The 25,301-nt window shown below is 41.1% G+C and carries 24 protein-coding genes; 16 read left to right on the top strand and 8 right to left on the bottom strand.

Annotated elements, in window-relative coordinates:
- Positions 1–6 precede the first annotated feature (6 nt).
- The gene (locus J1N09_RS13755; protein WP_265200815.1) at positions 7–1,140 is read right to left on the bottom strand and encodes an SPFH domain-containing protein; all 1,134 of its coding nucleotides are present in this window, start codon (positions 1,138–1,140) and stop codon (positions 7–9) included.
- Positions 1,141–1,759: 619 nt separating this feature from the next.
- Here J1N09_RS13755 and J1N09_RS13750 point away from each other — a divergent pair.
- The 3 genes from J1N09_RS13750 (at position 1,760) to J1N09_RS13740 (ending at position 4,988) form a co-directional block, all read left to right on the top strand.
- The gene (locus tag J1N09_RS13750) at positions 1,760–3,061 is read left to right on the top strand and encodes a hypothetical protein (protein WP_265200814.1); all 1,302 of its coding nucleotides are present in this window, start codon (positions 1,760–1,762) and stop codon (positions 3,059–3,061) included.
- A 289-nt stretch (positions 3,062–3,350) separates the two neighbouring features.
- A complete protein-coding gene (locus tag J1N09_RS13745) occupies positions 3,351–3,935 on the top strand; it encodes a hypothetical protein (RefSeq protein WP_265200813.1) in 585 nt (194 codons plus the stop codon).
- A gap of 27 nt (positions 3,936–3,962) precedes the next feature.
- Positions 3,963–4,988 carry a helix-turn-helix domain-containing protein gene (locus J1N09_RS13740; RefSeq protein WP_265200812.1) on the top strand — a complete coding sequence of 342 codons (1,026 nt, stop codon included), beginning with the start codon at positions 3,963–3,965 and terminating at the stop codon, positions 4,986–4,988.
- A gap of 73 nt (positions 4,989–5,061) precedes the next feature.
- Here the strand turns inward: J1N09_RS13740 and J1N09_RS13735 are convergent, their stop codons facing one another.
- Complete coding sequence (locus J1N09_RS13735) at positions 5,062–5,289, bottom strand: DUF5929 domain-containing protein (protein ID WP_265200811.1); 228 nt, start codon at positions 5,287–5,289, stop codon at positions 5,062–5,064.
- A 150-nt stretch (positions 5,290–5,439) separates the two neighbouring features.
- Between J1N09_RS13735 and J1N09_RS13730 the strand changes: the two genes are divergently transcribed.
- Positions 5,440–7,932: a hypothetical protein gene (locus J1N09_RS13730; protein WP_265200810.1), complete on the top strand. Its 2,493-nt coding sequence runs from the start codon at positions 5,440–5,442 to the stop codon at positions 7,930–7,932.
- 58 nt (positions 7,933–7,990) lie between these two features.
- On the opposite strand, the gene J1N09_RS13725 is transcribed toward J1N09_RS13730, so the two are convergent.
- From J1N09_RS13725 to J1N09_RS13710, 4 genes are all read right to left on the bottom strand, one after another.
- A complete protein-coding gene (locus tag J1N09_RS13725; RefSeq protein ID WP_265200809.1) occupies positions 7,991–9,127 on the bottom strand; it encodes an ATP-binding protein in 1,137 nt (378 codons plus the stop codon).
- Between the two features lie 56 nt (positions 9,128–9,183).
- A complete protein-coding gene (locus J1N09_RS13720) occupies positions 9,184–9,573 on the bottom strand; it encodes a four helix bundle protein (protein WP_265200808.1) in 390 nt (129 codons plus the stop codon).
- Positions 9,574–9,606: 33 nt separating this feature from the next.
- Complete coding sequence (locus J1N09_RS13715) at positions 9,607–10,365, bottom strand: SDR family NAD(P)-dependent oxidoreductase (protein WP_265200807.1); 759 nt, start codon at positions 10,363–10,365, stop codon at positions 9,607–9,609.
- A 201-nt stretch (positions 10,366–10,566) separates the two neighbouring features.
- Positions 10,567–11,436: an aldo/keto reductase gene (locus J1N09_RS13710; protein WP_265200806.1), complete on the bottom strand. Its 870-nt coding sequence runs from the start codon at positions 11,434–11,436 to the stop codon at positions 10,567–10,569.
- Between the two features lie 172 nt (positions 11,437–11,608).
- On the opposite strand from J1N09_RS13710, the gene J1N09_RS13705 reads away from it, so the two are divergent.
- From J1N09_RS13705 to J1N09_RS13665, 9 genes are all read left to right on the top strand, one after another.
- Entirely contained in the window at positions 11,609–12,613 is a 1,005-nt protein-coding gene (locus J1N09_RS13705) for an AAA family ATPase (RefSeq protein ID WP_265200805.1), read from the top strand.
- Between the two features lie 86 nt (positions 12,614–12,699).
- Positions 12,700–13,566, top strand: coding sequence for a DUF58 domain-containing protein (locus tag J1N09_RS13700; protein ID WP_265200804.1), 867 nt, complete (start codon positions 12,700–12,702; stop codon positions 13,564–13,566).
- A 37-nt stretch (positions 13,567–13,603) separates the two neighbouring features.
- Entirely contained in the window at positions 13,604–15,241 is a 1,638-nt protein-coding gene (locus J1N09_RS13695) for a BatD family protein (RefSeq protein WP_265200803.1), read from the top strand.
- Positions 15,241–16,242, top strand: a complete 1,002-nt coding sequence (locus tag J1N09_RS13690) for a vWA domain-containing protein (RefSeq protein ID WP_414826854.1) — start codon at positions 15,241–15,243, stop codon at positions 16,240–16,242. Before J1N09_RS13695 ends, J1N09_RS13690 begins: the two co-directional genes overlap by 1 nt.
- Positions 16,243–16,262: 20 nt before the next feature.
- Positions 16,263–17,300 (top strand): vWA domain-containing protein, encoded by a 1,038-nt coding sequence (locus tag J1N09_RS13685; protein WP_265200802.1) that lies wholly within the window; start codon positions 16,263–16,265, stop codon positions 17,298–17,300.
- Between the two features lies 1 nt (position 17,301).
- Positions 17,302–18,171: a tetratricopeptide repeat protein gene (locus tag J1N09_RS13680; protein ID WP_265200801.1), complete on the top strand. Its 870-nt coding sequence runs from the start codon at positions 17,302–17,304 to the stop codon at positions 18,169–18,171.
- 2 nt (positions 18,172–18,173) lie between these two features.
- Positions 18,174–19,955 (top strand): BatD family protein, encoded by a 1,782-nt coding sequence (locus J1N09_RS13675; protein WP_265200800.1) that lies wholly within the window; start codon positions 18,174–18,176, stop codon positions 19,953–19,955.
- Entirely contained in the window at positions 19,952–20,713 is a 762-nt protein-coding gene (locus J1N09_RS13670; RefSeq protein WP_265200799.1) for a tetratricopeptide repeat protein, read from the top strand. Before J1N09_RS13675 ends, J1N09_RS13670 begins: the two co-directional genes overlap by 4 nt.
- 72 nt (positions 20,714–20,785) lie before the next feature.
- Positions 20,786–22,636, top strand: coding sequence for a SulP family inorganic anion transporter (locus J1N09_RS13665; protein ID WP_265200798.1), 1,851 nt, complete (start codon positions 20,786–20,788; stop codon positions 22,634–22,636).
- Between the two features lie 9 nt (positions 22,637–22,645).
- Here J1N09_RS13665 and J1N09_RS13660 read toward each other — a convergent pair whose 3' ends face one another.
- A complete protein-coding gene (locus J1N09_RS13660; protein ID WP_265200797.1) occupies positions 22,646–23,182 on the bottom strand; it encodes a CvpA family protein in 537 nt (178 codons plus the stop codon).
- Between the two features lie 113 nt (positions 23,183–23,295).
- On the opposite strand from J1N09_RS13660, the gene J1N09_RS13655 reads away from it, so the two are divergent.
- From J1N09_RS13655 to J1N09_RS13645, 3 genes are read left to right on the top strand one after another with little or no spacing between them, the layout of a single operon-like run.
- Positions 23,296–23,652 carry a hypothetical protein gene (locus J1N09_RS13655; RefSeq protein ID WP_265200796.1) on the top strand — a complete coding sequence of 119 codons (357 nt, stop codon included), beginning with the start codon at positions 23,296–23,298 and terminating at the stop codon, positions 23,650–23,652.
- Positions 23,653–23,687: 35 nt separating this feature from the next.
- On the top strand, positions 23,688–24,707 hold the full coding sequence (pheS, locus tag J1N09_RS13650; RefSeq protein WP_265200795.1) for a phenylalanine--tRNA ligase subunit alpha: 1,020 nt from the start codon (positions 23,688–23,690) through the stop codon (positions 24,705–24,707).
- 2 nt (positions 24,708–24,709) lie between these two features.
- Positions 24,710–25,105, top strand: a complete 396-nt coding sequence (locus J1N09_RS13645) for a hypothetical protein (protein ID WP_265200794.1) — start codon at positions 24,710–24,712, stop codon at positions 25,103–25,105.
- A 76-nt stretch (positions 25,106–25,181) separates the two neighbouring features.
- Here the strand turns inward: J1N09_RS13645 and J1N09_RS15560 are convergent, their stop codons facing one another.
- Positions 25,182–25,289, bottom strand: coding sequence for a T9SS type A sorting domain-containing protein (locus J1N09_RS15560; RefSeq protein WP_414826851.1), 108 nt, complete (start codon positions 25,287–25,289; stop codon positions 25,182–25,184).
- Positions 25,290–25,301: the final 12 nt, after the last annotated feature.

Raw genomic sequence — 25,301 nt, 5'->3', positions numbered from 1 at the left:
AAGCTCTTAGGCTCCCGGAAGCGGTGGAGGTGTACTTCCTCCCAGGAAGGCTTTCAATTCTTCCACATCTTTTAAAGGAGTCCAGCCGGACATTCCCTGCTTCCAGATCAATGAATCTCGATTCACGGTTCGGTTGGCAAATAGTGCACTTAACTGCTCAAAACTTACAGGTCCGGATTGATGTCCGTTAATAGCATAAAAATACTGAACCGCTTGTGGAACCGGAGGAGGTACAGCCGCCTGTTGTTGAGGTGGCATTTGCTGTCCGCCCATTTGAGGCGACATCATACCACCCATTTGCTGTGCAAGGACAAAGCCCATTCCCATTCCCATTCCGGCACCAGCCGTTCCGCCTTCGTTTGTGGCAGCGGCTTCGATGGCTTTGGCGGTTTTGAATTTGGTCAATTTGTCAAGGTCCAGCTTGTCGATCCTGCTATACTCAAAGATCTCCTTTTTAAGATCTTCCGGCATGGAAACGTTCTCTATAAAGAATTTCTCGAGGGCGATCCCAACACTCTCAAATTCCGGCTGCATCACCTCTTTACAGGTTTCACTCAGTTCGGTAGTATTTGCAGCGTAGAGCTCGATAGGCAGATTGGCTTCTCCCACCGTGTCTGTGAATCGCGTAGCGATCAAACTTTTCAGGTGTTCGTTGATCTCGAAATTGGTAAAGTTATTGTCGGTTCCAACAATGTCCACGATGAATTTCCCGGGATCACTAATTCGGAAAGCATAGGTTCCGAAGGCGCGGATCTCAACCAGTCCGAAACGTTCATCGTTCAAAGTGATGGGGTTCTTGGTGCCCCATTTCTCATCGGTGAACAAATGTGTATTTACGAAATACACTTCAGCTTTGAACGGGCTATCGAAGCCGTATTTCCATCCTTTCAGTGTGGTGAGGATCGGAAGGTTTTGCGTGTTCAGCGTATAAGTTCCAGCCTCGAAAACGTCCGCCAGCTTACCCTCATTGACAAAGACAGCCGTCTGCCCTTCGCGGACTATGAGTTTGGCGTTGTTCTTGATCTCGTTTTGGTAGCGTTCGAAACGATGACAGATGGTATCATCCGTGTAATCCAGCCACTCGACGATGTCGATGAACTCGTTACTAAGTTTTTCTTTTATTTTATCGAAAAGTCCCATGTAGTGATGTTTTGAAAATTGAATATTAAAGATAGGAAATTTGGGCGATGCCCTGTTACCATAATTTTATATTTCGTCTATGGGTCTGAATTTTCAGGTAAATGTTTCAATTGGAACTACAGGATGTTTTTCTATTCTGAAAGAGATTATGAATCGTCGAGTTAAGCATTTCTCTCAAAATTGACCGATTTCGCTTCAAAAACCCCAAAATTGAGCCAAAAAACACTCATCTTTGATAAAAACATATAAAAAATGGCACAATCCGAATAACAAACAACGAACCATGAACACAATATGTTTGGTGTCAATTCGACAAATCGGAAATGTGTAAAAATGGCAGAAACACCCCTATTTTCACTAAAAAACAGTCAAATGGGAGTGAATTTGACTTAAACTAGACAAAAAATGGTCATTTTCGGGAATTTTATGTTTCAGGAACAACTTTAGTGAAAGTGTTTATAATTTTAGGGAAAACCTTCCTGCTTCGAAGTCCAACTTTTGCTATCTTTGAGTAATTCTCCCCTTGATCATACGGTTATCTCTACACGCATATCCCATATTTTGAAACGGATAATGTTAATTGATTTAATGAAATAACAAGTTGTAACCAATTAAAAATATGGGTAAGGAATTTTTCAGTTCGGAAAAAGAAATGCAAAAATGGTTAAGTGATGAATTTTCTAGTAAAACACAATTAGCTGACCTTATTCAAAATATTGAAGATTTTGAAGAATACGTAGCATACTCTTTGGCTGCTAAAAAGATATTTCAAAGCTTCTCACATTCTCTAAAATCACTATATAATACTTCAGTAATTTCCGAAGATGAGAATATTTCATTCAAAATTGGAGATTCTCTAAAACCAGATTTTTTATTGTATGCACTCGAAACTGAAAGTGTAGTTATTGTTGAAATAAAAAATTCAGGACATGCTACTAGAGAAGGAGGCACAGAATTAGGCGCATATGCGAGTGAAGTAAAATCTTATGTGCCATTTATTTCAGATGGAGATATTGTTAACGTCATAATATCTCCTGAATGGCCTACGTTAATTCGGCACTATGTTTTTCATGAAATCTTTTGGGTTCAAAGAAATTTGATCTGTCTTGAACCTGTAAAAATTGATGATAAAATAAAATTGAAAATAGTCGACATAGATTCTATCATAGAAGATAATTTATCTTTAAAAATTGGGTATCAACATTTGGGAGGGTATCAGCTGTGTTTGTACGACTACAATTTATATTCAGAACCAGATAACAGAACTAGATTGGACGCTCATTTAGAACAAATGAATACAGCAATCAGCGCTATGGCGACAAAAGGGAATTCACAAAGAAACCACGGGTTCGCATTCTTATGGAAGGACAATTGGGAATTAAGTCTTGCACCGTATAGTATAACAATAATAAATTTTTCACCATTTCAATCCCTTGAAAGATTATTTCATGATGAGAACTTCGAACCAAATTCAATCACAGAAAGATTTGTGGACATCATTAAAGATTTTGATCCCAATGGGCATGGCGAGTCATTACTATCTATAACAGAAACTGGACGAGAATTTTTAGAGGAATTTTGCGAACCTAGAATGGAAGGTTTTCATACTTGGGACATACTTAAACAGACAATGCTAGGTAGATCAGATTTAATTTCGTTTCATTCTTGGGGAGTATTTGGGGAACTCTATTCTGATAGATTACAAGAAAAATATAAAGAAGGAAATTTTAACCTAAAATCAAACGATCCCGAACTAGGGCTTGAATTACTTGATGAATTGATAGACCCAAACTACGAGTTTATTAATCTTGCTTATTATGATTATGATCCAGACGAAGATGATAGCTTTTTTAGAGCCTTCGAAGAATTATTTGACGAAAACGATGATATTGAAGATGACGGAGAAGATATACCTCTCTAAATTAACTGGCTACAATAAAGGAGATAAATCAGCTTAATTCGTTCCGAGTTGATTTAATTCAGGTTTTAAAAAAAAGTCCACTGAAAATTTGACTTAACGCACCGATTCTTTTGGGTGCCAAAAACTTATCCATAGCAGCCGTCAAATCGCCGAATTCATTGCCGTGGGCGGCATGCACAAGGAAAAAATAGGCAGGTGTTAATAAAAATGTTGAAATCTCAGGAATTGTTTTGGAATCATTTTGGAATAATATTATTATGTTTGTTGCATTAATTATTATTTACCTAAGATGACAATAGAACAATTACAATTTTTCCCTTCAAAGGAAAGTTTCGACTCTTCAGATTTTGAAAACCCATCAAATCCATTCTTTTTTGATCAAGTAGCAACAAGTGTATACGAAGGCTGGAATCAATTTCACGAAAGTAATAAGCACTTTTATCATAAAACAAGTAAGGCCAATATGTTAAATGACGCAATAATTCACTGTATTGAAAAGAACTGCACTCATAGAAGCTTTAATTTTGTCCAATCACTATCTTATACTAGAAGATCGATTGGAATTTTAGATGATAAATACGTCCTCCTTTTTAAGAAATCTCCTGTTTCAAATGTACGAACATATCAGGATGACCTAATCAAACATCAAAATTTGGATAAGCATGTATTGTTTTTAACATATGATGTTGACGAATATTGGAGTGAGATTCGAAAAATAGAATTTCGATATTACTCCTCTCCGAGGAATATTATTTATACTTTTGACATAACAGACAAGGGGGATTCTAGAGTTTTAGAATTGAAAGCCCCTGAACCAGATTCTCCTATCGTTAAAGTTAAGAACTCCGCTAAAATTAATAAACAGGCGCAATAAACTATGCTTTATGATTTAAACCCGAGAATGATCAGCCTGGCACGGGAATCCAGAGGTCTTTCTCAAACTGAATTATCAAAAGTCATCTCAATTTCACAGGGTAAGCTGTCTAAAGTAGAAAAAGGAGAGCAGACCATTGGTGATGATATACTCTATAAATTAGCTCAAGTATTAGAATATCCCTTACAATTCTTTTACCAACCAACACCGTCATCACCGGTAAGTCATCTATACTATCGGAAGAGAATTACAATCTCCAACAAAATTATATCGAAGATGGAAGCCAATATTAAAATATTTCGACAGAATATTGATGCGCTTATGAATTCCATCGAACTACCAAATCTTAATATCCCGTTCTGCGACCCAAATGTCGAAACTCCGGAGCAAATTGCTCGCAAAGCTCGCTTGAAACTGAATATTGGCAAAGGTCCGGTTGAAAATTTGGTAAATACATTGGAAAAAAATGGAATAGTCATAGTGACTACTGATCTGTTTAATGAAAAAACAGACGCAGTATCAACGATCAGTGATAATGGAACTCATATTATCTATCTAAATGAGCGTATGCCCCAAGACAGACAAAGGTTTTCGCTTGCACACGAGTTGGGACATCTCATCATGCATTTTAGATTCAATTCTGATCCATCCTTTATTGAAAAAGAGGCTGATCGCTTCGCTTCAGAGTTCTTAATGCCAGAAAATGAAATTAAGAGTTCTCTAAGAAATCTGACTTTTAATAAACTTTCTGATCTAAAAAGATATTGGAAAGTTTCGATGAGAGCATTGGTACGACGTGCTAGAGATCTTGGTTCTATAAGTCAAAACGATTATAGAAATTTTCAAATTGGTTTTTCTAAAAGAGGACTCAACAAGAGCGAACCTATTCCAGTCCCAAAAGAAATTCCTTTTGTTATAAAGGAAGTTGTAAAACTTCATATTACAGAATTGAATTATTCAATAGAAGATTTGGCTAAATTTATCAACTTGAATGTCAGAGAATTTCAACAACGATTCATTCGTGAAACCAACCCTAAATTGAAAATCGTATAGTCTATACCCAGAACCTAATAGGGGCTATAAATCAACGCCAGGATTTTGAGTTATAATCAATGATTTCACTGCACTAACTATACTTCACCTTCCTTAGTATCCGCTGCGCCTCTTTAAACGATTGATATGCATTGCCTCCTAATTGTTGCAGATATGGTCGCGCTTCGGTTAAATTTTCCATGGCGTCGCCAAAATCGTTGAGATAACAGATAAGGTAGGTTACGGAAAATTGATTTTTCTGCAGCAACTTTTTTGGAAGCCTGTATAATTTTACGGAAATCCCTCCCAATTCGAAGATCAACTTTTGCTATCTTTGAGTAATTCTCCCCTTTTTTTAACGGAACCCTTTGTCGCGCATCCATTTTAGGGGCATGGCATGTAATTTTAAAATAAGACATATAACGAATTATGTGCTATGATATCATAATTCTCTTGAGTTTCAGATTTAGTTATGGATGAAAAAATAGTATTAGAGTTTCAGCAAAAAATGACTGATGAGCGACTTAACGAACATCACAACCATGAAAATGAGCTGAAAAGATTATATCAAGAAATTCTATCTGAGATGGCTGCGGATTATAATGAGTACAGAAGGCACGTCCCGATGTTCTTATCGAGTTTAGAAAGCAATAACCCGCACTCAATTTCTTATTCAATTTCATTATTCTTTGAGTTGTATGAGCAGCTTATGAACTCAAAACATTTCAGTTTTTTCGACCTGTCCATAATGGGTCACGATGTCGATAATGATACGCTTGAAAGGATGAAACCAATATTTGAAGCTTCATTTGCAAAAAATAATCAACAAAGATTATCTGAAGAAAATTTTGATATTTCATCTCTATCTGTTGAGGACAAAAGAAAGATGGCGGCTCTTATAATAGGTAAGCTTCAAGTTGATTCCAAGCAATTGAATTGGGATAAAGATATGGTGGAAGTAACTATGATGCAGTTTACCTTTTTAAGGCAAATATTGAAATCGCTTAACAATTCAGAATTGTTTTACCATGCAGTAGGATTACTTATTGATAGGTTAGCCTCTTCGGAATATTATCAGTCAGGACGCGATATAGCAGAAGAAGTAATATTATCATCCTATAGGGATGGCTTACCAGAGTTAGGATATTTCAATTCGTTTCGTTTGTATTCGCATGTTGGCAGCATTCATGCTTCTTTAATGTATGCTAACCTTAGTCTAACCTGCATTTTGAAAAAGGGGCCTCCATTTTCCGAAAAGTTCAGCAAAGAAATCGTTTGGCAAGGCATAAAGTTTTATAGAAATGTTAAGCTCTATCCATGGGCGGCAAAGATATATAGTGAAATACCTGTCGAATTAAAATTTCTCAATTATGAAAGGAGATCACTAGACCACAGCTATTTTACTGTATTGCTTATGATGACGGACCCTTCTCTACCGGAGAAGTTATTGGATTATTTGCGCAAGGAAAGAGAGGAGATATTAGTAGGTGGTGTTAATGAAGCGCTTCCTTGGCTCTTGACATTGTACAATGTGAGAAGGTTTTATCCAAAAGCAGATTTTAGTAATGCCGGCTTTGGTTTTTTTCTTGACATTTTTGAAGTAATGGTTCCAGCAGATACGGTCAAGAAGTATAAGGATGTTATAGAAGCAGATTCCGAAGACTTAAAAAAGCACTTGAAAGAATCACTGATTAAACTAAATGAAACTCGATATTCTACTGACTTTGTTTACGATAATGAAAGTGCGATTAAAATTTCAAGCCGTCTAATTGAATATAGCACAAAGAAAAAGGATGCAGCCGCATTTCTACTATCAATGATGCTAAAGTCCGATTATAGTATTTTATTCAAGCAAAAGGAATCAAAAGAGATTGCCCCACTGATACTGCCAGAAGTAGATGTTGACAGCATAGAAACACTTTACGAGAATAGTGAAAAATTTATAGAAGCATTACCTGTTAAATCAGATATATCGATGATTTGGTTGGCATTTTCGGAAGGGAAATTATATCAGCTTGAATTATATAATGGCGAATATTCATTTTCCGCATTAGCAGACTGGAATTTTGATGCATTTAAAGAATTAGTTCGGAATAATTATTTCACTGATCTGACATTTGAAGATGCAGTAAAAGACAAAGGTGGAGTAAGGCAAATATCACCTGAAGAATTCAAAGAAGAAGAAAATGAAATAACGAAGCAATTAAGTATAGCGATATTGCCAGTTGCTAAGCACGCAGAGGAAATTTACTTCGTAAAGGACATGGAGTTATCCAAATATCCTCACAATCTATTTTTAAATGAAGACGGGGATTTCTTAGCCAAACATATTCCAGTCACCAATGTTCTTTCAACGGAATGGTTACTCCAAACAAATGATGTTGCTCCTTTAGCTCCAACTTACAGTAAATCCATTTGGATCCCAGTTGAAAGCGGAGATATTGCATTAAACTGGTTATATAGTGGTATAGAGAATACATTGAAAGAGAATGATTTTGAAGTATTAACGCAAGTAGAATTAGAAAGACCAATAGCAGCTGACATCAATGTTGTTTGTTCTCATGGGTCTAAGAACATTTCTGAAACTCAAATTATATTTCAGGAAGATGAGCCTACCTATAATCTTAGCAAGGTAATTGGAGCAGGAAAAATTCTTATATTCTTTGTTTGCTATTCTGGCTCAATGAAATCTGAGTTTTTCAGAAACAATGTTACCTCAATGGTCAAAAGATTTATTGCTCAGGGCTACGAGGCTGTTATTGCACCGTTTTGGGCACTAGATGTTACCATTCCTAGGTATTGGCTACCGGAGTTTTTAAGGTCTCTGGATGCACAATTAACCATATCTGAATCATTGTTCAATGCTAACATGAAAGTATATGATAAGTACCCTACACCTGCAGCTTGGGCCTGTTTGCATTTGTACGGAAACCCAAATCTTAAGACTAATACGATTAAAGATTAGATTCCGAGGATATTTCACATGCTATTGCCCAGCATTAGATTTGACATAAAAATATACCTCAACTATACTTCACCTTCCTCAGTATCCGTTGCGCCTCTTTAAACGATTGGTATGCATTTCCTCCTATTTGTTTCAGGTAAGGCCGAGCTTCCAACAAATTTTCCATCGCATCCCCGAAATCATTGAGATAACAAATGAGGTAGGTCTCCGGTAATTGCACCAGGTCTTTTTCTTCCGAAGGATTCAAAGGGATTTTCTTCTGAAGCTTTTCCACCAGAGCGTTATTGGCGTTATATATGTGGTACAGAGTCTTTTTATTGAATCGCGGTGGTTCGAAGACCAATTCAGAATTCATCGCATAGGAACCATTTTCCCTGAATTCGATGGTTAGCTCTTCCAGCGGGTAGTATTTGGTTTGTTGGTTTAGTCCCAGATTCACATATTCCAGTGTTTTAAAATGGTCGTCATCGTATTCGATACTCACTTCGTCCAATGCTGAATAGAACAAACGCACCTGTTCGTTTATGAGTTCGATATCCACCCTTGAATAATAAGTGCTTCCCTTAACTTGCTTTGGAATACCGGCCCAACACAGTACAAACTGTTCCTTATAAACCTTATAATCTGAAGGCAGGTCACTGTGGCGGTTATTCAGGAAGTCGATCACACCGTCAAGAGTGAGCTCAATATTGTTCCTCGCTTTATTCTCAATGGCTTTCACAATCTCCGAATTCACATCCTTGATCTCGATATCGAAGTCTTTAGGCATGGAAATGCTACCGTCTCTTAGGAAGATTGATCCACCCCAGTATTTCCAAATGTTTTTCCGAAGTGATGTGATCTCACCTGTTGGTCTAATAGTTACTAAGCCAACTACTTTATCATCCGGCAAATGTGGGAACATGATGTTTTCGTAGGAGATCAATGGAGGGTTGGTGAGATAGGCGTTTACAAGGTTCTGCAGTTTGCTGTCATCGAAGAAATCAACCCCATTTATTTCGTTGGCCTCATCTTCCACCCCAACTACGATGTAGCTGTTATTGGCCGGGTTACTGTTGCTGAGCGCACAAATATGTTTCAGGAATTTTGCCTTTCCTTCCTTGCTGCCCAGGTCGATCTTTCGCTTCTTGTCGTAGAAACTGCTCTCATCATTGTGAGCCAGTAGGTTTTTTACAAGAAGGCGTTTGTTGATCAAAATTATTTTTTATTACTATTATTATTTTTTATTGGTATTGCTATTATTTATTGGGGTTAGTCGAATTTTGAGCCTTTACGATCGGTTGATTTTAAGTAGTTAATGAACTTTGAGATTTGATCCGACAAATCCTGTGTTTTAACCGAAATCTCCTTGAAAGTTTCTTCAGAAATATGATTTCGATCGTATGCTCTCTGAAGCTGGGCTTCGGTTTCGAAACAAGAACCTCGGGAATAGCTCAAAAAGTTGATAAATTCTTTATTTCCGCCTCTTCCAAAACCTTCAGCAATATTATCCATAATCGATCCCGACGATCCATTTATCTGATCTCGTAGTTTATAATCATTTCCCAGAGAAGTAGTTTTGATAAGACTCCAAACATCTTTGTTAATTTCTCGAGCCAACTTATATATTTCAAGTTCATTATGTGAGTTATAATGGGCCATCTAGTTCAACAAAGAGTAAATAATAATAATAAATCAATCCGATTTATTTACAATAGTGCTAGACGCCTGATCAAGACACATTACGGTGAGATCCGCGATATTTACATGGGGTGGCCTTGTAACGGCGAACCAGATGATGTCTGCGATGTCCTCGGGTTTGAGAGGAGTAAATCCCTGGTAAACTTTTTCGGCTTTTTCGGAATCGCCTTTGAACCTCACTTCGCTGAATTCTGTTTCCACCAACCCGGGATTAACAGCCCCAACTCTAATTCCTTTGCCGTTGAGGTCCAGCCGCATTCCCTGGTTGATGGCGTCTACCGCGTGTTTACTGGCGCAATATACATTCCCCCTGGGGTAAACTTCCTTTCCCGCAGTGGAACCAATATTGATAATATGACCATCTTCACGTTCCAGCATTCCGGGCAGCACTGCTTTCGAAACGTATAGTAAACCTTTTACATTGATGTCCATCATCGCGTCCCAGTCGTCCATACTTCCGGTTTGGATAGGATCGAGACCATGGGCATTACCCGCGTTATTGATAAGGATATTTATTTCTGAAAATTCCTTCGGAAGCCCTTCAATACTTTTGAAGACCAGCTCCCTGTTGCGAACATCGAATACCAATGAATGCACTTTTACCAACTCCGAAAGTTCAGACCGGAGCTCATGCAAACGATCCACTCGCCGTCCGCAGAGTACCAGGTCGATACCATTTTGCGCAAACAGACGCGCCGTTGCCCTTCCTATTCCTGAGGTTGCCCCTGTTATTAATGCCGTTTTATTTTTCATATGTTCACTTAACACTTAACACTTAACACTTAACACTTAACACTTAACACTTAACATTATTCACAATATGTCATCGACTATACCACTTCTCGATACATCGGCCTATGGCGGACACTCGAAGTGACAAATGATCGCTCCAACCCACAACCAACAGCTAAGAATGCCAAAGAAGCACGATATTAACTTCTAACTTCTAACTTCTCACGCCACTTTGTGCCCCTGACTCGCCACCAGCATTTTAAACCAATCTATTTCTGAAAGATCGATCTTTACAGACTCACTGGCCTTCGTAATCCTTTCAGGAGTAGCCGTGCCGATCACCGGATGTATGCCCGAAGGATGTTTCAATATCCAGGCAAGTAGTAACTGATCTTTGGATGCGTTGTATTTCTCAATTAAGTCATCAAGAACCTTGTGAATTCGTTTCGTTTGATCGTTGTCTTCTTTGAAAACCGAACCTAACGGACTCCAGCACATGGGTGTGATATTGTTCATCATCATATGGTCCAGGCTGCCGTTCCACATGGCCTCGAAGGCGGTGATGGAAAATTCGATCTGGTTGGCACTAACCTTACTTTGGCTCGCCACAAGTTCTGTTTGAGAAGGAGTGAAATTCGATAACCCGAAGGATTTTATTTTCCCTTCGGAAGTTAATTTATCGACGGCTTTAGCTACTTCTTCCGCCCGGATCAACGGGCTGGGGCGATGAAGTAACAACAGATCGAGATAGTCGGCTTTAAGATCAGAAATTGATTTTTCTGCACTCCAGATGATGTAATTCGCATCGTATTGGTAGTGCTTGATCTCATTGTCCCGTGTGTTTCCAACGTATTGTATTCCACACTTGGTGATTAGCTGAATGTCCTCTCGTTTCACGCCACTCGAATGGAAGGCATCTCCAAATGCGGCCTCAGTGGTATAGTCGCCATATATATCTGCATGATCGAAAGTTGTTATTCCTAGTTCAAGGCAATGATGAATGCGTTGGGACATTTCAGATTCTGAGAGTTTTGATCCCCAGATTCCCCATCCCATACAACCTTGAATAATTCGTGAAAATTCTATTGTCATTTTTGGGTTTTGAAAGTTTTAAAGGTAACAATTTGAGCCGAATAGCTAAAGGCTGTCAGCGGCTTTTTACCCCTCTATTTTTAACCAATCATTAACAGGGAAAACCATAATAAATAAGCAATTTGCGGTTCCTAATCAACCGAAATCAATATAGTTCAAACAATTACAAAAGATGGAAGAAGTAACAACTGCATTAGACATTGGTGCGTTAAATGAAAAAATTGAAAAAGAGAGTGCTTTTGTAGACATCCTTACCCTGGAAATGAATAAAGTGATCGTGGGCCAGAAACATATGGTTGAACGATTACTCATAGGCCTTCTGGGCCAGGGGCATATTTTACTTGAAGGTGTGCCCGGGTTGGCAAAAACCCTTGCCATAAATACCCTTTCGCAGGCGGTTCACGGATCTTTCAGTAGAATTCAGTTTACCCCGGATCTACTCCCTGCCGATGTGATCGGTACGCTGATCTACAACATGAAATTGAACGATTTCAGTATAAAAAAGGGTCCGATATTCGCAAACTTTGTACTCGCCGATGAGATCAACAGAGCTCCGGCAAAAGTACAGTCGGCGCTGCTGGAGGCTATGCAAGAGCGACAAGTGACTATTGGAGAAGATACGTTTAAGCTGGACCAACCTTTCCTCGTTATGGCTACTCAAAACCCCATCGAACAGGAAGGAACCTACCCGCTTCCGGAAGCACAGGTAGACCGTTTCATGCTGAAAACTGTGATCGATTACCCGAAACTGGCGGAAGAGCAACTTATTATTCGCCAGAATATGAAAGGCGCTTACGAAAAAGTAAACCAGGTGGTGACCCTGGAACAGATTCTTAGAGCACAGGCAGCTGTGAGAGATGTTTATATGGATGAGAAGATCGAAAAATACATCCTTGATATCATCTTCGCCACGCGTAATCCCGAAGATTACAATCTTTCGGAAATTAAACCTCTCATCGGATTTGGTGCTTCTCCCCGAGGAAGTATCAACCTTGCGTTGGCGTCTAAGTGCTATGCGTTCATTAAGCGCAGGGGTTATGTAATTCCTGAAGATGTTCGGGCGATAGTTCACGATGTGTTACGACACAGAATTGGTGTGACCTACGAAGCAGAAGCCGAGAATGTAACTTCGGAAGATCTCATCAACAAAATTGTCAATGTAATAGAAGTACCGTAATCAGTAAGTAGTGCAAAACGCTCAAGGAGACCAACCTGGCAACACTTCAAAATTCACTACTTCAAACTTTTTAAAGTTTACTGAAAATGGATACCAAAGAACTTCTAAAAAAAGTACGCAAGATCGAAATTAAAACACGTCGTCTCAGTGACCACGTGTTTGGAGGAGAGTACCACAGTACTTTCAAAGGTCGGGGTATGACGTTTAGTGAAGTTCGGCAATACCAGTTTGGTGATGATGTTCGAAATATCGACTGGAATGTTACGGCCCGATACAATGAACCCTTCGTTAAGGTATTCGAAGAAGAACGTGAACTTACCCTGATGCTGGTTGTGGATGTGAGTGGTTCTGAATTCTTCGGAACGGATTCTCAATTTAAAAACGAAGTGATCACGGAAGTCGCGGCTACACTTGCATTTTCTGCCATGCAGAATAACGACAAAACCGGACTTATCCTGTTCAGCGATGAGATCGAACTCTTCATTCCACCAAAAAAGGGGAAGTCGCACGTATTGAGGATCATTCGAGAATTGATCGAATACCATCCTAAAAGTAAAAAGACGGATGTGGCCCAGGCATTGAAATATCTAACTAATGTGATGAAAAAGAAGGCTATCGTTTTCGTGCTTTCCGATTTTATCACAGATGGCTATCGTGACACTCTGAAGATTGTCGCGAAGAAACACGACGTAACGGGAATCCGTATTTACGATGCCAGAGAAGAAGCTATCCCGAACCTCGGGATGGTGGAAATGCAAGACGAAGAAACCGGTGAAAATATGTTGGTGAATACGGCCTCACGAGCGGTCCGAAGAAATTATCACAGCTATTACAGGGATCGCGTGGAGTATTACCAGGAAGCTTTTACTAAAAGTGGAGCGGGTGCTATCAATTGCCGGGTTGATGAAAGCTATGTAAAAAAATTATTGGGTTATTTCAAGAGGAGAGCTTAGAAACAGTATGCAACAGCAGACAAGAAATATAAGTCAAATGTCATTCCGAGCTATCGAAAGGTCAGCGAGGAATCTCATACTCATATGTCTTATTCTGACAGCTGCTTCTGTGCAGGCTCAAATTTCAACTTCCGTAGACACCACAAACATTCGGATAGGCGAGGAAATAAAATATTCCATTGAAGTAGTTGCAGATTCAACCGACCTGGTTCTATTTCCGGAAGGGCAATCCTTTCAGCCGCTGGAAATGATAGAGTCGTACAAAGTGGATACCACTTATGAGCAGGCAAAATACCGGTTGATCAAGAAGTACGGCCTTACCCAGTTCGACTCGGGAGCATATACCATACCACCCCAGCGAATTGCCATAAACGACAAAGTTTTCAGTTCGGACTCGATCTTTATAGAAGTGGCCGATGTCCCGGTAGATACCACCAAGCAAAAGATGTTCGAGATCAAGCCAGCCATCACGGTTGGTGGTTCATCATTCAACTTCCTGAAATTTCTCTATTGGCTTCTTCCTATTTTGGTGCTAGCCGGAATTGGATGGTATCTTTTCAGAAAAAAGAAACAAAGAGAAGCAGAGGAAATTCAACTACCACCTTACGAGGAAGCTTTGGTCTCATTGCAAAAACTGGATGAATCCAACCTGCTGAGCAGGAACCGATCCAAGGACTATTACTCCCAACTCACGGAGATCGTGAAACGCTACCTTGACCGGGAGATAGACGAGACCGCATTAGAAAGTACGTCCGATGAATTGATCGAGCGCCTGCAACTTCATAAGGATGCCGGGAATTTCGAATTTGACCAGGAAACCATCCAAAAACTGGATCAGATCCTCAAGCGCGCAGACCTGGTAAAGTTTGCCAAACTGGAATTAAACCAGGTTCAGGCTTCTGCAGACCGTGGCGCTATTGAAGAGATCATCACGGACACGCATGAAGCGGTGCCGGAACCTACGGAAGAGGAACTGCTTCAGAATGAAATATACGCCCAGGAACAAAGGCGAAAACGCAAGCAAAAACGAATCGTCTATGGAAGTTTAGCGACTTTGTTGGTGTTGATACTTACGACTGTGATATTCGGTTCTGTGTACGGATGGGGAAAATTAAAGGATAATGTGATCGGCCACCCTACAAAAGACCTGGTGGAGGGACAGTGGTACAGAAGTGAATACGGAATTCCTTCCGTTGTTCTGGAAACACCTTTTGTCCTGAAACGCCTGGACGAGGAACTTCCTCAAGAGATCGCTGAAGCTGTGAAAAGTAACAGGTTCTTTGCCTACGGTAGTTTACTGGATCGTTTCTATGTTGTAGTAAGCACCACTGAATTCTCACAACCACTTGAAGGAGAATTAGATGCTTCATTAGAGGCGTCCCTTCGAAGCTTTGAAGCCCAGGGAGCAAAGAATTTACTGGTAAAAAAAGAAGCCTTTGAAACGGGTAAAGGAGTAAAAGGCCTGAAAGCGTATGGAAGTTTCGAAAGTGACAATCCATTTGTAAAAGGATACGATACTCAAAATTACGAGATGTTTGTCTTCGGCCAGCAGGGAGCCCTTCAACAGGTGATCATTGCATGGCTGGATTCTGACCCATACGCCGAACAAATGATCGAGCGGATTAGAAATTCGATCGAACTGGAAGTACAAACCGCTCAACAAGCAAAGAAATAATGAACAGATTTGAATACGTAAATCCCGAGTTCTTTTGGCTGCTGCTTTTGCTGCCTCTGCTTGTAGTTTGGTATATATGGAAACGACATCAGCAAACAGCTACACTTACTATTTCCAGTTTGACCGGTTTTAAGACTGCAAAGAACTGGTTAGCAAAACTCCGCCCCATACTTTTCGCGTTGAGGATAGCGGCTTTGGCAGCGATAATTGTTGCGCTCGCTCGTCCTCGAACTGTGGACGAATCCACCCGTATCAAAACCACCAAGGGTATCGATATTGTTATGGCGATAGACGTGTCTGCAAGTATGCTGGCACGAGACCTTAGACCCAGTAGGTTGGAAGCACTGAAGACTGTTGCCGCACGATTTATCAATGCAAGGCCTAACGACCGTATCGGCCTGGTGGAATACGCCGGGGAGAGTTTTACAAAGACACCGCTCACTAGTGACAAAAGCATAGTGCTGTCGTCTTTAAAAGGGCTGAGATACAATACGGTTATCGACCCGGGCACGGCTATAGGAATGGGCCTGGCAACGGCGGTGAACAGACTAAAAGATAGCCGGGCGAAGAGTAAGGTGATCATTTTGTTGACCGATGGAGTTAACAACACCGGTTTTATAGACCCGAAGATCGCGAGTGAACTGGCAGTTGAGTTTGGGATCAAGGTGTATACCATTGGATTGGGGACCAACGGAATGGCCCAATCACCCATCGGGATTCGACCGGATGGTAGTTTTCAATATGGAAGTATACAGGTAGAGATCGATGAAGAACTGCTCAAGGAAATTGCTACCACCACCGGTGGGCAGTACTTTCGAGCAACAAGTACCACGAAGTTGAACGAAATCTACGATGAGATCAATAAACTGGAAAAAACAGACATAGAAGAATTTAAGTATACGAATTACGAAGAGAAATTCCGGCCTTTGGTGCTACTTGCACTGGGATTATTAGGATTGGAGTTCCTCTTGCGATATACACTGTTTAGAAGCTTTGTATAGTTAATACTGAATAGAAAAGCATGTATCAATTAGAAGAACCCATATATTTTTACCTTCTGCTGGCCATACCGGCCATAGTGGTTCTGTTTATGATCGTGCTATTCTGGAAGTATCGCGTTCAGAAAAAATTTGCAGATAGTCGGCTGCTGAAAAAGTTGAGTCCGGACCGATCTTCTTTTAAATCACTTCTGAAGATATCCGTCTTTTGCTTCGCTCTGGCAGCTCTTATATTTGGCCTGGTGAATCCAAAGATCGGAACCAAACTGGAAACGGTGAAACGAGAAGGAGTTGACGTTGTATTTGCTTTGGATGTTTCCAAAAGTATGCTAGCCGAGGACATCGCACCCAACCGGATCGAGAAATCAAAACAGCTCATAACCCAGATCATCAATAGCCTTGCGGGTGATAGGGTGGGTATTATAGGTTATGCCGGAAGTTCGTTTCCACAGGTTCCTATAACCACGGATTTTGCTTCGGCTAAATTATTCCTGAACGGAATGAATACAGACATGGTTTCCTCTCAGGGAACTGCCATAACCGAGGCCATTACCATGGCAAAGACCTATTACGACGATGAGGAGCAAACCAATCGGGTGTTATTTATCATTTCGGACGGGGAGGATCACGAAGGAAATATCGCCCAAATAGCCGAGGAGGCCGCTTCAGAAGGAATAAAGATCTACACCATTGGAGTAGGAACTATAGCCGGAGGGCCTATTCCAATTAAAAGAAACGGAGTGCTGCAGTCGTACAAAAGAGATCAGAACAATGAACAGGTGATCACAAGACTTGGCGAGGAAACCCTGATAGAAATAGCCGACCAGGGAAACGGGTCGTACATTGATGGAAACAACACCAAAGAAGTGGTGGAAGAAGTAACTGCGATACTGAATGGGATGGACAAAAAAGAATTCGATGCAAAGCAGTTTACAGATTTTAAGGATCAGTTTCAGTGGTTTTTGGCGGGGGCATTATTTTTGTTGATAGTAGATGCGCTGTTACTGGAAAGAAGGACAGCCTGGTTACGTAAGTTGAACTTATTCAATGAAAGGGAATAATATGGAAAGAAGGAAATTAATAAGCACGATATTTTTATTTGCAGTTTGCCTGTTGGCTGGCGGTGCCGTTCTCCACGCACAGGCAGATAAGGAAAAATTAAAGATAGAGAAACAGGCCAACAATTATTTGAGGTCGGCCAGTTCCGAATTGGATTCGGATGATTTTGTAAATGCTGAAGTAGATCTTCGAAAAGCGATCTCGCTTATTCCCGCCGACGAGACCGGAAAGTACAATTTAGGGAATGCTTATTATGACAAAGACCTGAACGATGAAGCCATGCGGAGATATCTTCAGGCGGCAGAGATAGCTCAGTCCAAATTGGAGAAGCACAAAGCCTATCACAACCTGGGGAATACCTTTATGAACTCAAAGAAATATCAGGAAGCGGTGGAAGCGTATAAAAATGCCCTTCGGAATAACCCAACCGATGACGAAACCCGTTATAACCTTGCATTAGCTAAAGAAATGCTTGAAAAGAATCCTCCACCTGAAGGAGGCGATGACGATAAGGAAGAAGAGAATAATAAGGACGAGGAGAACAAAGACCAGAACGAAAATAAGGACGACCAGGGCAAGGACCAGGAAGGTGATGAAGGCGATGAAAAGGAGAATGAGGATAAGGGTGATGAGCAGGATGAGAATAAAGAAGGAGAGAACAAAGACGATAGAGGAAACCCTAAAGACCCGAATGAACAGAAAGACGGGGAAGGAGAACAGCCTCAACAACAAAAACCTGTTCCGGGGCAATTGTCGCCTCAGCAGATCAAGAATTTGCTTGAAGCCATGAACAACGAAGAGAAAAAGGTTCAGGATAAAATAAATGCCCGAAAACAGAAGGGCGCCAAAGTAAAATCGAACAAAGACTGGTAAGAATGAAACGTTCGTTTTTTGTTTACATATTCGTTTTTTTGGTGGGAATCGGTTTTTCCGAGGCCCAGGTACGCTTTGAAGCCAAAGTGAGTAAGAACAGACTAGGTGTGAATGAAAGGTTGCGTGTGGATTTTGAGATGAATCAGGATGGAGACAATTTTAATCCCCCCTCTTTTGAAGGATTCCGGGTTGTTGGAGGCCCTAACCAGGCGATCAGTAATTCCTATATCAATGGAAAACGCAGCTACTCCAAGACCTATTCATATTATCTCACACCACAGAGAAGGGGCAAGTTCACCATTGGTCAGGCCACCATTCAAATTGATGGGGAGACGTATAAGACCACTCCTGTCGCGGTTGAAGTTACAGCTGCAGTGGAACGCCCGCGAGATGGCAACAATGCCGAATATGTGGCTAGTGAGAATGTTCACCTGGTGGCCAGTATTTCGAATACCAATCCGTATCTGAACGAGGCCATAACTGTTCAGTACAGGCTGTATGTCTCTAACGATGTGAACCTTACAAGAGGTTTCCGGGAGATAGACACTCCTAAGTATGCCGATTTCTGGAGTCAGACGATTTCGAACCGCGGGAACTTCACCGTATATGACGGAGAGTACAACGGCAGGACGGATTACCGATACATCATTGTTCAAACAACTGTTTTGTATCCACAAAAAACAGGGAAGCTTACCATTGAGCCATTGACCCTTGATGTCCCTATTGATGTTGAGACCAACAAAAGGGATCTCTTCGGAAGAAGACTGATGACCAGGGTTAATAAGACCATTTCAGCGGGCAACCGGACCATTGATGTAAAGCCTTTACCAGCTAATGGCCGACCAGCCGACTTCAACGGAGCTGTTGGCGATTTCAGTTTTGATGTTAGCGCAAATCGTACTGCCCTGGATGCCAATGAGGCACTTGAGCTAAGTATAAAGGTGAGTGGAAAAGGAAATTTGAAACTGTTCGATCTGCCTTCGGTAAAATTACCGAGCGCCCTGGAGCAATACGAACCTGAAAGGGCCGAAAATGTGAGTACGCAGACCGATGGAATGCGAGGTTCGATCTCAGAAACCTATACTGTAGTGCCTCAGTACAAAGGAGACTATCCTATAAGACCGATCAACTTCTCCTTTTTCGATCCTAAATCAGAAACCTACAAAACACTAGCTTCTGAGGAGATCATCCTCAATGTTGTAAATGGACCGGTTACTAGTACTGCCTCTACTGAATCTTCCGAAACTACAAAGAATACCGTCACCGTACTCAACGAGGAACAGTTTAAGTATATAAAATTGAACGCCAATCTCAAGCCCGTGGAGAAGGAGGTTTTCTTTAAATCCGGTTTGTTCTGGTCGCTATTGGGGGGACCATTCCTATTAATTCCGTTGTTTATTGCAGTGGGTAAGAAGCGCAGGAAAAGGATGATGGATGTGCATGGTAACAAGTTGCGAAAGGCAGATAAACTTGCGAAAAAGTATTTGTCGGAAGCCAGGCGATCAATGGGCGATAAAGCAGTCTACTACGAATCCTTGCAGCGAGCACTGCACAACTACCTGAAAGCAAAACTGGCTATTGAGAGCAGCGAATTCAGCAAAGAGAAGATTAGTTCACTCCTGCTGAAAAAGGGAGCGTCACAAGATAATGTTGATGCCTTTATCGAGATTCTTAAGAGCTGTGAATTCGCTCGTTATGCACCAGCCTCTAACGTTACTATTCAGCAGGATTATGACAAGGCTGTGAAAACCATTAGTTCCATCGATAAACAACTGGTGCTATGAAGAAATTGAGCATACTATTTCTATGCGGACTGCTACTTCTTGCTAACTCAGCTATCCTGGCTCAGAATCAATCCGGTTTTGATAAAGGAAAGGAAGCTTATAAAGAGGAGAATTACCAGCAGGCGATAAACCATTGGAATGAGATCCTGCAGAATGGCGAGCATTCTGCATCGCTGTACTTCAACCTTGGAAATGCCCACTACAAACTGAACAACATAGGGGCGAGCATTTATTATTATGAAAAAGCAAAGCAGCTAGATCCATTTGATGCCGATATTAAGAACAACCTGGCGTTTACCGAGAATGCGCGCATCGATGTTATAGAACCTTTGCCTCAAACGGTCTTTAAGACCTGGTATAAGAATGTTTCCGGAGTATTTAATTACGACGGATGGGCGATCAACGCCGTTGTGTTTGCATTTATCTTTGTGGCGTTGTTTCTCAGTTACTATTATTCCACTTCGGAAAAGCGCAAAAGATTACTTTTTGCAGTATCTGCGGCTATAATGTTTTTCCTTGTGGCCAGTATAGTTTTGGCTTTTCTAACCTATTCAGACCATCTGAAAGATAAGCCTGCGATCATTTATTCCGAAGAAGTAGAGATACGAGATGCACCTACAGTAGGCGGAGGAGTGAATTTTATCCTACATGAAGGGACTAAGGTTCAGCTGCTTGAGAAAGATGGAGAATGGGTGCGAATCCGACTGAGCGATGGCAAAGATGGGTGGATGCCTATTGCCGATCTAAAGGAACTGTAATGTTCGTTTTTTTCGCTATCTTAATTCCCGAGTAGTTTCAGGTAATTTCTAACTAACACCTACACTAATTATATGTTCAAAGGAATTTTCACTAATATCCGGGGTAACCTCTTTGGAGGTATCACAGCCGGTATCGTTGCTCTCCCTTTAGCTCTCGCATTTGGTGTTCAGTCTGGATTAGGCCCGGACGCAGGACTTTACGGGGCGATCTTCATTGGATTCTTTGCATCTCTTTTTGGGGGAACCAGCACACAGATTTCAGGACCCACCGCACCCATGACGGCTCTGTCCATGGTAATTATTGCTGGCATTATTGGCGCTAACGACGGAGATGTGTCCAAGGCGCTTCCATATATCTTAATGGTATTCATGCTCGCGGGTCTAATACAGATCGCGATAGGGGTGGTAGGGTTAGGCAGATACATCAAATACATTCCTTATCCCGTAGTTTCAGGATTTATGACGGCCATCGGTGTGATAATACTTGTTACCCAAATTCTCCCGGTGCTGGGGTATTATGCCGAAAATGACACGGAGTATATCAAAGAATTTAAACCTCAGGCAGAAGAAGTGCTGCTTGATAAGATCTTAATTGATGAAGCAGGGGAGGGAATCCTTGTTCTGGAAGATTTCAGAGAGACTGTTTTAAGAGCAGAGAAGATTACCGAAGATGAAATTATGAGAGAAGCTTCTGCTTTAGCGAAGAACAATAGTTCAGGAGTGATCGGAACCATAAAAACTACCTTGCGAGCAGCTAAGAACGTCAAATGGCTCGAAGTTGCGTTAGCACTTATAACCATATTTCTCATATACGGGTTTAAAAGAATTACTACTAAAATTCCAAGTACATTAGTAGCACTATTGTTGGTCACCACGGGTGCGTATTTACTGAAGTTAGACTATCAACCTATAGAAGAGATTCCAGCTGGTTTCCCGATGCCAAATCTCGATATTTTCGGGAATTTCAGCCTGTCACAGATATCGCCATACATTTTTACTGCTATTACGCTGGCCTTTCTCGGAGCTATAGACTCCCTTCTCACTTCCATAGTGGCAGACAATATGACTAAAACAAAACACAAACCGAATCAGGAATTAATCGGACAGGGGATAGGGAATGGTCTGGCGGCATTATTCGGAGGCCTTCCGGGTGCTGGAGCGACCATCAGAACAGTAGTGAATATAAATTCAGGAGGAACGACAAAGTTATCAGGAATGATTGCAGCCTCTCTATTGGTGGTTGTCCTCTTAATACTGGGGCCTGTAGCTTCACAGATTCCGGCAGCAGTCCTTGCGGGAATTCTCGTTACCGTTGGAATTGGTGTAATGGACTATAAAGGTCTGCGAGCCATCCCGAATATGCCGATCTCGGAAGTAATTGTAATGATTGTGGTCCTGGTACTATCCGTTTTCTGGAACCTGATTTACGCGGTAGGTATTGGATTGGTACTTGCCTCCCTGATTTTTATGAAAAAACTAGGAGACGCTACAGCAGCGCGATCTCAGGTTATTCCACTTTCAGATATTGACGAAAATGATATCGCCTGGAAGGATGAAAGAGATTTTCCGAGGGAATTAAAGGAAGAAGTATTTATCAAGCACCTTGATGGACCTATGTTCTTCGGAAATACCAACGATTTCCAGGAACTGGCAAAAGGGATACCAGAGACAGCTTCACACGTTATAATCCGCATGGATAAAGTGCCTTATATGGATCAGTCCGGCCTTTATGCCATGGAAGAGACCTTATATCGTTTCAATAAAGCAAAAATCACTGCAATTCTGATTCATCTTGAAAAGCAACCACGGGTTATGATGGAATCGATCGATATCATTCCAGACCTTCTTCCAAGGGAACTGATCTTCGAGGATTTTAACGAAGCTCTAGACTATATAAAAGAGAATGTAAAAGACGTGGTTTAATGCACGCTATTACTGAGGGGAGTCTTCCGTATTGGTTTCTTCGGAATCGTCCGTCGTGAAATTGTTTACTTCTCGCAGGATATGAGGAATTACAACAGGCGCAAGTGATGCGACCGGTGTGTAAAGAATTGAATCCTGTCGCTTCTCTTCTGAAAGAATACTATAAGTTTCCGAAGCATTTACAAACATAAAGACCACGCTTACAATAAAGGCATATTTCAATGCATTAAAAGCACCGCCCAGTAATTTGTTAAAGATCCCAAGCATGGCGAAGTCGGCTATTTTTGTAAGGAATTTTCCGGCAGCGGCTATTAGAAAGACAATACCCAGGAAAGTCACTGCAAAAGCCACCATATTAACCGTCTGTTCACTCCAGTTGAACCAACCGGAAATATAGCCTGCTGCAAAATCCGAGAAATAAACCGCGCCATAGGCTCCGGCAACTAACCCAATAAGTCCGGCCAGGGCCACGAACAATCCTCTCTTATAGCCAGCGTAAAAAGCAAGGAGTAATATGACTCCTAAAACAATATCGATGAGGTTCATATGTAGATTTTAACGTAAAGATAGCTTTTATCTTGTGCATCGGGGATATCTCTATTACATCGGCTGCACATATGGTTATAGAATGATAATGAAGTATCTTTGCCAACGAAATTATGGCCAGGGACGAGATTTTAAAAGAACGATGGGAAAGGGTAGTAACGATCCTTAGTGAGCGCTTTGCAGATGGCGATCCACTAGAGCTCGATGCTGTTATATACTTGGTAGGTGTACAGGAATTGGGGCAACTTCACAGGAAGTTTAAAAAGGATGAGAAGGTAAATCTAATGCATATCGCTATTTGCAGACTACTTGAACCCTACGGATATTATTCTTTCGATTATTTTGATGAAGAGGGCTGGCCTCATTACAAAGTTCAGGAACAATTACCTTCTTTACGAGCCGGGGAGCAAAGTGTATTGATGAAAGAAGCCATAGTACAATACTTCCTGGAAAAGGAATTCATTGATTAGATTTTATGTAGTTTTGCCATCGAAATCACAGGGTCATGATAGACAAGATAAAAGAACATATCGCCGAAGTTGAGGCATTTAAGGCCAAAAAGACCGATGAGGTAGAAGCATTCAGAATCAAATATCTTGGAAAGAAAGGTTTGCTGAACGAGTTCTTTGCCGAGTTCAAGAATGTGCCTAATGATAAAAAGAAGGAATTCGGGCAGGTAATTAACACTTTGAAAACGGCAGCCCAGGAAAAGGTGAATAGCTTGAAAAACTCACTGGATGCATCTGTGGAAACCAAGGGAGTTTATGGGGATCTTACCAGGCCTGGTGAGCCGGTTAAAGTGGGATCCAGACATCCTGTGTCCATTGTAAAAAACAAGATCGTAGATATTTTTTCAAGGATAGGATTTAATGTTTCCGAAGGCCCTGAGATCGAAGATGACTGGCACAATTTCACTGCACTTAACTTGCCGGAATATCACCCGGCCAGGGATATGCAGGATACTTTCTTTATTCAAAAGGATCCAGACCTATTGTTGCGAACGCATACCTCTTCCGTACAGGTACGTTATATGGAGAATAACAAACCTCCTATTCGTACCATTTCTCCGGGGCGGGTGTATCGAAATGAAGCTATTTCTGCCAGATCACATTGTTTCTTCCATCAAGTAGAAGGACTATATGTAGACAAGGGTGTTAGTTTCGCCGATCTTAAACAGACACTACAATATTTTACTACGGAAATGTTCGGTAAGTCGAAGATCCGACTTCGTCCTTCCTATTTTCCATTTACCGAACCAAGCGCAGAGGTAGATGTATACTGGGGTTTGGAAACGGAAACGGATCATAAGATGACCAAGGGCACCGGTTGGCTGGAGATCATGGGGTGTGGAATGGTTGATCCGAACGTACTGTCCAACTGCGGAATCGATCCGGAAGTATATTCCGGTTTTGCCTTCGGAATGGGTATCGACAGGGTGGCCCTATTACTTCACCAGATCCCCGATATTCGAATGCTTAGCGAAAATGACATTCGTTTCCTGGAACAATTCAAAAGTTCCCTTTAACTATGCGTAAAGACATAATTATTCCTGAAGTTAAGGATGTTTATGTTGCTGCGGTTTTGGAATTCAATGAGGATTTCAATACCCGGGACTGGAATGCCTATATCATCAATGACGGAGAACAACCGCTGGAAACAGTAATAATCGTTTCCCAGGGCTATGATGATAAGGATATGACAGCTCCAATGCGACATACTATTGAAGAACTGCCCGCTAAAGGATATGCAAAGATCGAGTTCCTTGAGGATAGTATATTAAGGCTTGATAATTTCTTCAGCATCACCTACTTCATTGAAGATAAATTGTACGACAAGCGATTTGAACTTCCTTCAAATTCGGTAGTTGAAGACAATCGTGTGCAATTACCTGTAATGGAGAAGATGGGTGTGTTAGCGAGATAATTTAGATAAACTTAAATAAAAAACCCCTTCCAAATTGGAAGGGGTTTTCTTTTGGTTGGTTATATAATCTCTAGGATTATTCTTTGATCAAACGCTTGACAGTTGTAGCGGCTTCGCTGTTGATCTGAACCATATACACTCCGGAGGCAAGTGCTGAGACGTCGATAGACAGCTCACTTCCCATATTTCGAAGGTC

Source organism: Aureitalea sp. L0-47 (assembly GCF_026126405.1).
In the GTDB taxonomy this organism is placed as follows: Bacteria; Bacteroidota; Bacteroidia; order Flavobacteriales; family Flavobacteriaceae; genus Pukyongia.
Note: the sequence above shows the minus strand (reverse complement) of the source record. Positions and strands in the feature narration are given on the sequence as shown.

What these genes read in the sequence shown, in the direction of transcription:
- J1N09_RS13710 (WP_265200806.1), bottom strand. Translation starts at nt 11,436, where the DNA reads ATGACAATAGAATTTTCACGAATTATTCAAGGTTGTATGGGATGGGGA.
- J1N09_RS13680 (WP_265200801.1), top strand. Translation starts at nt 17,302, where the DNA reads ATGGAAAGAAGGAAATTAATAAGCACGATATTTTTATTTGCAGTTTGC.
- J1N09_RS13715 (WP_265200807.1), bottom strand. Translation starts at nt 10,365, where the DNA reads ATGAAAAATAAAACGGCATTAATAACAGGGGCAACCTCAGGAATAGGA.
- J1N09_RS13645 (WP_265200794.1), top strand. Translation starts at nt 24,710, where the DNA reads ATGCGTAAAGACATAATTATTCCTGAAGTTAAGGATGTTTATGTTGCT.
- J1N09_RS13690 (WP_414826854.1), top strand. Translation starts at nt 15,241, where the DNA reads ATGAACAGATTTGAATACGTAAATCCCGAGTTCTTTTGGCTGCTGCTT.
- J1N09_RS15560 (WP_414826851.1), bottom strand. Translation starts at nt 25,289, where the DNA reads ATGGGAAGTGAGCTGTCTATCGACGTCTCAGCACTTGCCTCCGGAGTG.
- J1N09_RS13720 (WP_265200808.1), bottom strand. Translation starts at nt 9,573, where the DNA reads ATGGCCCATTATAACTCACATAATGAACTTGAAATATATAAGTTGGCT.
- J1N09_RS13705 (WP_265200805.1), top strand. Translation starts at nt 11,609, where the DNA reads ATGGAAGAAGTAACAACTGCATTAGACATTGGTGCGTTAAATGAAAAA.
- J1N09_RS13665 (WP_265200798.1), top strand. Translation starts at nt 20,786, where the DNA reads ATGTTCAAAGGAATTTTCACTAATATCCGGGGTAACCTCTTTGGAGGT.
- J1N09_RS13745 (WP_265200813.1), top strand. Translation starts at nt 3,351, where the DNA reads ATGACAATAGAACAATTACAATTTTTCCCTTCAAAGGAAAGTTTCGAC.
- J1N09_RS13670 (WP_265200799.1), top strand. Translation starts at nt 19,952, where the DNA reads ATGAAGAAATTGAGCATACTATTTCTATGCGGACTGCTACTTCTTGCT.
- J1N09_RS13700 (WP_265200804.1), top strand. Translation starts at nt 12,700, where the DNA reads ATGGATACCAAAGAACTTCTAAAAAAAGTACGCAAGATCGAAATTAAA.
- J1N09_RS13755 (WP_265200815.1), bottom strand. Translation starts at nt 1,140, where the DNA reads ATGGGACTTTTCGATAAAATAAAAGAAAAACTTAGTAACGAGTTCATC.
- J1N09_RS13655 (WP_265200796.1), top strand. Translation starts at nt 23,296, where the DNA reads ATGGCCAGGGACGAGATTTTAAAAGAACGATGGGAAAGGGTAGTAACG.
- J1N09_RS13660 (WP_265200797.1), bottom strand. Translation starts at nt 23,182, where the DNA reads ATGAACCTCATCGATATTGTTTTAGGAGTCATATTACTCCTTGCTTTT.
- J1N09_RS13675 (WP_265200800.1), top strand. Translation starts at nt 18,174, where the DNA reads ATGAAACGTTCGTTTTTTGTTTACATATTCGTTTTTTTGGTGGGAATC.
- J1N09_RS13750 (WP_265200814.1), top strand. Translation starts at nt 1,760, where the DNA reads ATGGGTAAGGAATTTTTCAGTTCGGAAAAAGAAATGCAAAAATGGTTA.
- J1N09_RS13740 (WP_265200812.1), top strand. Translation starts at nt 3,963, where the DNA reads ATGATCAGCCTGGCACGGGAATCCAGAGGTCTTTCTCAAACTGAATTA.
- pheS (WP_265200795.1), top strand. Translation starts at nt 23,688, where the DNA reads ATGATAGACAAGATAAAAGAACATATCGCCGAAGTTGAGGCATTTAAG.
- J1N09_RS13685 (WP_265200802.1), top strand. Translation starts at nt 16,263, where the DNA reads ATGTATCAATTAGAAGAACCCATATATTTTTACCTTCTGCTGGCCATA.
- J1N09_RS13730 (WP_265200810.1), top strand. Translation starts at nt 5,440, where the DNA reads ATGGATGAAAAAATAGTATTAGAGTTTCAGCAAAAAATGACTGATGAG.
- J1N09_RS13695 (WP_265200803.1), top strand. Translation starts at nt 13,604, where the DNA reads ATGTCATTCCGAGCTATCGAAAGGTCAGCGAGGAATCTCATACTCATA.